Here is a 5,868-nt window from a genome sequence, read left to right on the forward strand (position 1 = left end):
TAGTTGCCTTGAGCGTCTAGGAGGATAATTGACTATCCTTTTTAAGCAAGTCTTAAAGAATCTGCGTGTCTTTAGACCGCAGAGTGTCAATAAAAAGCACTGCTTCCACTTATCTCTTTCATAGTCGGGGCAGTGCTAATGCTATTAGATTAGCGATTGAATTTAAGTTCCCACAGCACCAGAGTAAATTAAACCTCGCTGCATATCCAAAGTCAAAATCGCCCCATCCTTAATTACCTGTGTCGCTTCCTTGACACCCACAATCACCGGCACACCAAGACGTAAACCAATAACAGCGGCGTGACTTGTGAGACTTTCTTCCTCAGTAATAATCCCCCCAGCCTTGCGAATTGCTTCCACGTAATCAACACCAGTGCGGGATGCCACCAAAATATCACCAGGGTTGAAATTACTGGCATCCATAGCATTATGAACTACCCTAGCGCGGCCACTTACAGAACCTTGTCCTAGACCAATTCCCTGACCGAGTACGGCAGTAACTATTTCTACTTTAATCAAGTCCGTTGACCCAGAAACGCCCTGAAGTGTACCAGCAGTCATGACCACCAAATCACCTTCAGTTAGGAGGTTTTTTTCCTGGGCAACATTAATAGCCGCTTGGAACGTCTGACCCGTAGAAGGTAATTCTAGCACCAACAGCGGTCTTACTCCCCATACCATCTGTAACTGTCTCGCCACATTAACATGAGGTGTAATGGCTAAAATTGGGGTTTTGGGACGGAACTTAGAAACGTTGCGGGCTGTAGCCCCGGTTTGTGTCAAAGTCATAATTGCCGCCGCGCCCAAATTTTCCGCAATTTGACCAACGGCTTGGCTAATCGCATTGGGAATAGAACGCCTTTTATCTCGTGACAAACGGGAATTGGCGTTGAGGGTTTCTTCTTGTTCAATGCGTTCAGCAATTCTGGCCATAGTAGCTACAGCTTCCACTGGAAAACTACCAACAGCGGTTTCATTGGAAAGCATCACCGCGTCCGTACCGTCTAAAATCGCGTTGGCGACATCAGATACTTCCGCACGGGTGGGACGGGGGTTGCTGACCATGCTATCGAGCATTTGGGTGGCGGTAATGATGGGAATTCCCAAACGGTTGGCTGTCGCAATGAGCCGCTTTTGCAGTACGGGTACATCTTCTGCGGGTAATTCTACCCCTAAGTCACCTCTAGCAACCATTACGCCGTCACACAAAGACAGAATTGCTTCCATTTGTTCAATGGCTTCATGCTTTTCGATTTTGGCAACCACAGGGACATTTTTGCCGGTGCTAGAAATTAGTTCTTTAATTTCGATAATATCCTGGGGATTGCGGACAAAGGACAGGGCTACCCAATCAACACCTTGGTCTAAACCGAACATTAGATCCTCTCGGTCTTTGTCGGTCATGGCTTTAATGGATAAGTAAACTCCCGGAAAATTAACACCTTTGTTGTTGGAAAGTTTACCAGGAACTGTTACCCGACAATGTAAATCACCTTTTTCGTGGTTAATTTCCTCCACTACCATTTCGACTTTGCCATCATCGAGGAGGATATTTGAACCAACGGGAACTTCATCTGCTAAGTAATCGTAGGTAACGCAGCTTATTTGCTGTGTTCCTTCGATGAGGCGATTTGTTAACGTGAAGCGATCGCCTTTTGTTAAAATTATCGAACCAGTTTCAAAGCGACCCAAGCGGATTTTTGGACCCTGTAAATCTTGCAGAATTGCGACTGGTCTATTCAGTTCAAAAGCGGTTTGCCGAATTAACCGAATACTACGCTGATGGTCAGCATGAGTTCCGTGGGAAAAGTTTAACCGCAGGGTTGTTGCACCCGCTTCAATAATCGCTTTCAGCATTTCTGGACTGCTGGTAGCAGGTCCGATAGTAGCAACAATTTTAGTTCGGCGCTGAGAATCTTTTAATTTCGTCATGGTCTGGGTTTAAGATTTTTGGGATCTACCTGGGAATTAATCGTAATGTTTCGTTATACCATTTGAGATTTAAGATTTTGGATAATGAAAGACTGTCTATATTCAGTTGTTCATTTGTCCATCTATCGCCATCATTTTGCAAATAGTATAAATTAAACTGACTCTCTTTTTCAGTCACCGTTATATCAATGCTATAAGCAGTTAGAGAGGTAATTGTGGTATAGATTTGATATCGTACACTAATCTGAATCGGCAACCTTCCTCTCAAAGAAGTTTTTTTGTCTCAGCACTGATTTAGCCAAGAATCATAGCGTCAATTATTGATTCTTCAGCAGGACTGTAAATAAATCTTGCTTCACATAACTTTACTCTTAACTAAGATTAATAGTATGATCCGTAAATATTGATTATTAAAGGAGTTAAGAATGCTCACGTCGGAGGCACAAAAGCCACTGACAATTCCCCCCAAAGAACTTTTATCACCTCCTGGTGATTTTAACCCCACGCTATTGATGTTTTTAGTCGTAGTGATGATGTTGGTTTTGTCTAACTTTGGGTATTGGCTTTGGGAATGGCCGCATTGGTTGTGTTTTAGTGTCAATACTCTAGCACTACATTGTTCAGGAACGGTGATTCATGATGCTTGTCACCAGTCAGCCCATCGCCATCGAATTGTTAACGCTATCTTAGGGCATTGTAGCGCCTTAATCCTAGTTTTTGCTTTTCCAGTATTTACACGAGTACATTTACAGCATCATGGTAATGTCAATCACCCCAAAGACGACCCAGATCATTATGTTTCTACAGGTGGTCCCCTATGGTTAATTGCGGTGAGATTTTTGTACCATGAGGTATTTTTCTTTCAAAGACGGTTATGGCGGAATTATGAACTACTAGAATGGTTTATTAGTCGCTTAATTGTCATTACTATTGTTTATATTTCTGTCCAATATCATTTTTTGGGCTATATTCTTAACTTTTGGTTTATTCCCGCTTTTGTGATTGGAATAACTTTGGGGTTCTTTTTTGATTATTTACCGCACCGTCCCTTTGTGGAACGCAGTCGCTGGAAAAATGCCCGCGTCTATCCTGGTAAGGTTCTCAATATCCTGATTTTGGGGCAGAATTACCATTTAATTCATCATCTCTGGCCTTCGATTCCTTGGTATAATTACCAGCCGGCTTATTATTTGATGAAGCCGTTATTGGATGAAAAGGGTAGTCCGCAAACTTCGGGGTTATTGCAGAAGAAGGACTTTTTTGAGTTTGTCTATGATGTTTTCATAGGTATTCATTTTCATCATTGATTTTCTGAAAAAGAGACGTTTTCTGGAACGTCTCTACAAGGTGTAAAGGTTTCCTTATGCTGCATTACAAACTGTTGCTTCTGGAAGTGCATCACCCGCAGCTTCATAAGCAATAATGAGAGAGTCTAAGGCTTCAATTCCATTCGTTACTGCTAACTCGTAAGTATCTCCATGAGTCCGCCATTTTTGTCCTGGAAAGTCAGGGAATCCTACTAAAAAGCAATTATCTTCCTCAGACCACTGGATAATCATTTGGTACTTGAGTTTATTCATCTTCTTTCTTATCTACTATTGACTCAATTGCCTGTTTTACTTCTTTTTCTTGGTAGCATTTAGCATCTGCTCCGTCTTTGCCTGAAATCGTTACTTTTCCATAATATAAGTCATGTATCCAGTTAGTATGACTTCCTTTTCCTGGTAGTTCTGTAAAACCAGCCTGGACAAGCATTTGCTTTAGTTCTCTAATCTTTTTTGGCATCTTTTTTCAAAATTAGTCTTATATATGCCAATCTAGTCAGATATTGAAAGACAACCAAATTTTTCCAGTTAAATAGTTATTTTCAATATTTTACCTTGTCAATTGTAACTTCAAATATCCGTTCCTAAACTCTGCGCGTAAATCACTTCAATATTGCTACCAAATTCCAATTTATCTAAGGATTCTGTGAAAAACACAAAACCCTTATACGCCGTCACATACTTGTATATTTTCGTAAAATAACCTTCACTGGTGACAATGACAAGCGGCTCTTCACCCTTGGTGAGAATATCCAAAAAAGCATCTAACTTTACACATACACCAGTACCCCGATGAGTGAAAATACTCCCACCAATAGCAGCAGGTTGAGCAGCCGCGTCACCACTGTAATAGCTCATGAATGCGCTAACTTTTAATTATGTTATTGACCTGCTAATTTTAAACTTTCGTCTCCAATACGTGCTGTGAAGTTTGTAACGTTTGGGGTAAACTCCAATCAGGACGCAATTTAGCCGCTTGACGTAAATAAACGTGGTGAATTGGCTTAGAAGTTGGTAAATTGGCGTGAATTAGAAAGCGAATGCAGCGCGGTAAACTGCCTTCAACGTGCATTTGTTGAACATCCAACATAGCTACACTATCCCACAAAGGACGACTGCGAGCGATCGCTGCTGGGAAAATAGCATCTAAATCTTTTGTTACTGAAAAAGTCACACTAATCATGTCGTCCGGTTGGAGTTGATTTCTTTGCTCCAATTCATCTAATAATTCTGTCACTGAATCTCGAATTGCTTCGACGCTGTTTTCTGCAACGGTTGTTGCACCCCGAATTGCTCGCATTTGCCATTCCACTTCTAAAATCCTCCTTTTGTTAGTTGTTGGTTGTTAGTTGTTAGTTGTTGGTTGTCAGTTGTTGGTTGTCAATTTTGGGTTTTTACCACTGACCACTGACCACTGACTATGGACGATATAACCACATAGGTAAACCACTTGTAGAAACTTCAAATTCTAGCCAATTGATTCCCGCACCAATAACCGATTTAGCTTGACGACTTCCCGGTAAAACACGACTCAAAAATGGTTTCCGTTCTTCTAGCGTATAGCAAAGAGTTTTATCAGGATCAAGTCCTACTAATTCTGCTGTCCACCGTCGTGCATCTTCTTCTGTTCCTAAGCGGTCTACAAGACCTAATATTAAGGCTTGGTGTCCGGTAAAAATTCTGCCGTCAGCAAAGCTTTTTACCTTTTCTACAGTCAGTGAACGAGCTTCTGCTACCGTTTCCACAAATTGTTGATAGCTAGAATCAATCAAGTCTTGCAGAATAGTTTCTTCTGGTTCTGTTAGTTGCCGATCAAAAGCTAATATATCTTTGTAGGGTCCCGACTTAATGACCTTAAAAGAAACGCCAATTTTTTCCAGCAGCACTTCTAGGTTGTTTCCTCGCAAAATCACGCCAATACTGCCTGTAATCGTGCCTGGATTCGCCATGATATGTTCTGCCCCCATGCCAATATAAACGCCACCAGAGGCGGAAATATTGCCAAAACTGGCGACAATTTTGGTTTTTTTAGCTAATCTCTTCAGGGCGCTGTAGATTTCTTGGGAGTCTCCCACTGTACCCCCAGGACTATCAATGCGTAGCAGTAAAGCGGGAAATTTACTTTCTTCTACGGTTTTCAAGGCTTCTAGGACGTGCTTACGAGTTGCACCAGCGATGGCACCGCTAACTTCAATCCGCGCAATTTGTTTCCGAAAGTTGGGCTTAAATGGCCAAATCATGGGCAATCAAATAACTTTTTAATCTTTGTGAATATCTTTAATATAGAACGCCTAGGGTGAAGCTAACGGGCTTTACCTTTAATCCGATTGGGAATTAGGGCTTGGGAAGGGGACAGGGAGTAACAATTTTTTATTTTGAATTGTTTTGTCATCTCCTGGCTATGAATAAAAGTTAGCAGCTAGATCATTATTGAAAAGCTTTAGGAAATTTTTAGATTTGATGTGTAGTTTTATTTGGTATGTTTAAGGAGCAAAAAACAAGTATTGAAAAATATTTGCTTTTACAAGATTACTCGGTAAGCGTAAAGCTCAGTCACTTTAGTGCTGAGATATAAGCGACACGGGCGAATTTATTCGCTTAACTCGTTGAC

At 41.2% G+C, this 5,868-nt stretch carries 7 protein-coding genes; 1 reads left to right on the top strand and 6 read right to left on the bottom strand.

The features are described 5' to 3' along the window. Positions 1 to 162 precede the first annotated feature (162 nt). On the bottom strand, positions 163 to 1,932 hold the full coding sequence (pyk, locus tag AN490_RS15560) for a pyruvate kinase (protein ID WP_300005132.1): 1,770 nt from the start codon (positions 1,930 to 1,932) through the stop codon (positions 163 to 165). A gap of 425 nt (positions 1,933 to 2,357) precedes the next feature. Here pyk and crtR point away from each other — a divergent pair, with 425 nt between their 5' ends. Then, complete coding sequence (crtR, locus tag AN490_RS15565; RefSeq protein WP_300005135.1) at positions 2,358 to 3,239, top strand: beta-carotene hydroxylase; 882 nt, start codon at positions 2,358 to 2,360, stop codon at positions 3,237 to 3,239. Between the two features lie 54 nt (positions 3,240 to 3,293). On the opposite strand, the gene AN490_RS15570 is transcribed toward crtR, so the two are convergent. From AN490_RS15570 to sppA, 5 genes are all read right to left on the bottom strand, one after another. Then, positions 3,294 to 3,512, bottom strand: coding sequence for a type II toxin-antitoxin system HicB family antitoxin (locus AN490_RS15570; protein ID WP_148763187.1), 219 nt, complete (start codon positions 3,510 to 3,512; stop codon positions 3,294 to 3,296). Then, entirely contained in the window at positions 3,505 to 3,717 is a 213-nt protein-coding gene (locus AN490_RS15575; protein WP_300005138.1) for a type II toxin-antitoxin system HicA family toxin, read from the bottom strand. The genes AN490_RS15570 and AN490_RS15575 overlap by 8 nt, the downstream gene beginning before the upstream one ends. Before the next feature lie 110 nt (positions 3,718 to 3,827). Then, positions 3,828 to 4,115: a hypothetical protein gene (locus AN490_RS15580; protein WP_148763183.1), complete on the bottom strand. Its 288-nt coding sequence runs from the start codon at positions 4,113 to 4,115 to the stop codon at positions 3,828 to 3,830. 40 nt (positions 4,116 to 4,155) lie between these two features. After that, positions 4,156 to 4,569: a chorismate mutase gene (gene aroH, locus AN490_RS15585; RefSeq protein ID WP_300005141.1), complete on the bottom strand. Its 414-nt coding sequence runs from the start codon at positions 4,567 to 4,569 to the stop codon at positions 4,156 to 4,158. Between the two features lie 106 nt (positions 4,570 to 4,675). After that, on the bottom strand, positions 4,676 to 5,497 hold the full coding sequence (sppA, locus tag AN490_RS15590; protein ID WP_300005144.1) for a signal peptide peptidase SppA: 822 nt from the start codon (positions 5,495 to 5,497) through the stop codon (positions 4,676 to 4,678). Positions 5,498 to 5,868 lie beyond the last annotated feature (371 nt).

This window comes from Anabaena sp. AL09 (assembly GCF_001672255.1).
GTDB lineage: Bacteria > Cyanobacteriota > Cyanobacteriia > Cyanobacteriales > Nostocaceae > Dolichospermum > Dolichospermum lemmermannii.

Coding starts and splice junctions, on each gene's coding strand:
- crtR (WP_300005135.1), top strand. CDS start 2,358: ATGCTCACGTCGGAGGCACAAAAGCCACTGACAATTCCCCCCAAAGAA.
- AN490_RS15570 (WP_148763187.1), bottom strand. CDS start 3,512: ATGAATAAACTCAAGTACCAAATGATTATCCAGTGGTCTGAGGAAGAT.
- pyk (WP_300005132.1), bottom strand. CDS start 1,932: ATGACGAAATTAAAAGATTCTCAGCGCCGAACTAAAATTGTTGCTACT.
- AN490_RS15575 (WP_300005138.1), bottom strand. CDS start 3,717: ATGCCAAAAAAGATTAGAGAACTAAAGCAAATGCTTGTCCAGGCTGGT.
- AN490_RS15580 (WP_148763183.1), bottom strand. CDS start 4,115: ATGAGCTATTACAGTGGTGACGCGGCTGCTCAACCTGCTGCTATTGGT.
- sppA (WP_300005144.1), bottom strand. CDS start 5,497: ATGATTTGGCCATTTAAGCCCAACTTTCGGAAACAAATTGCGCGGATT.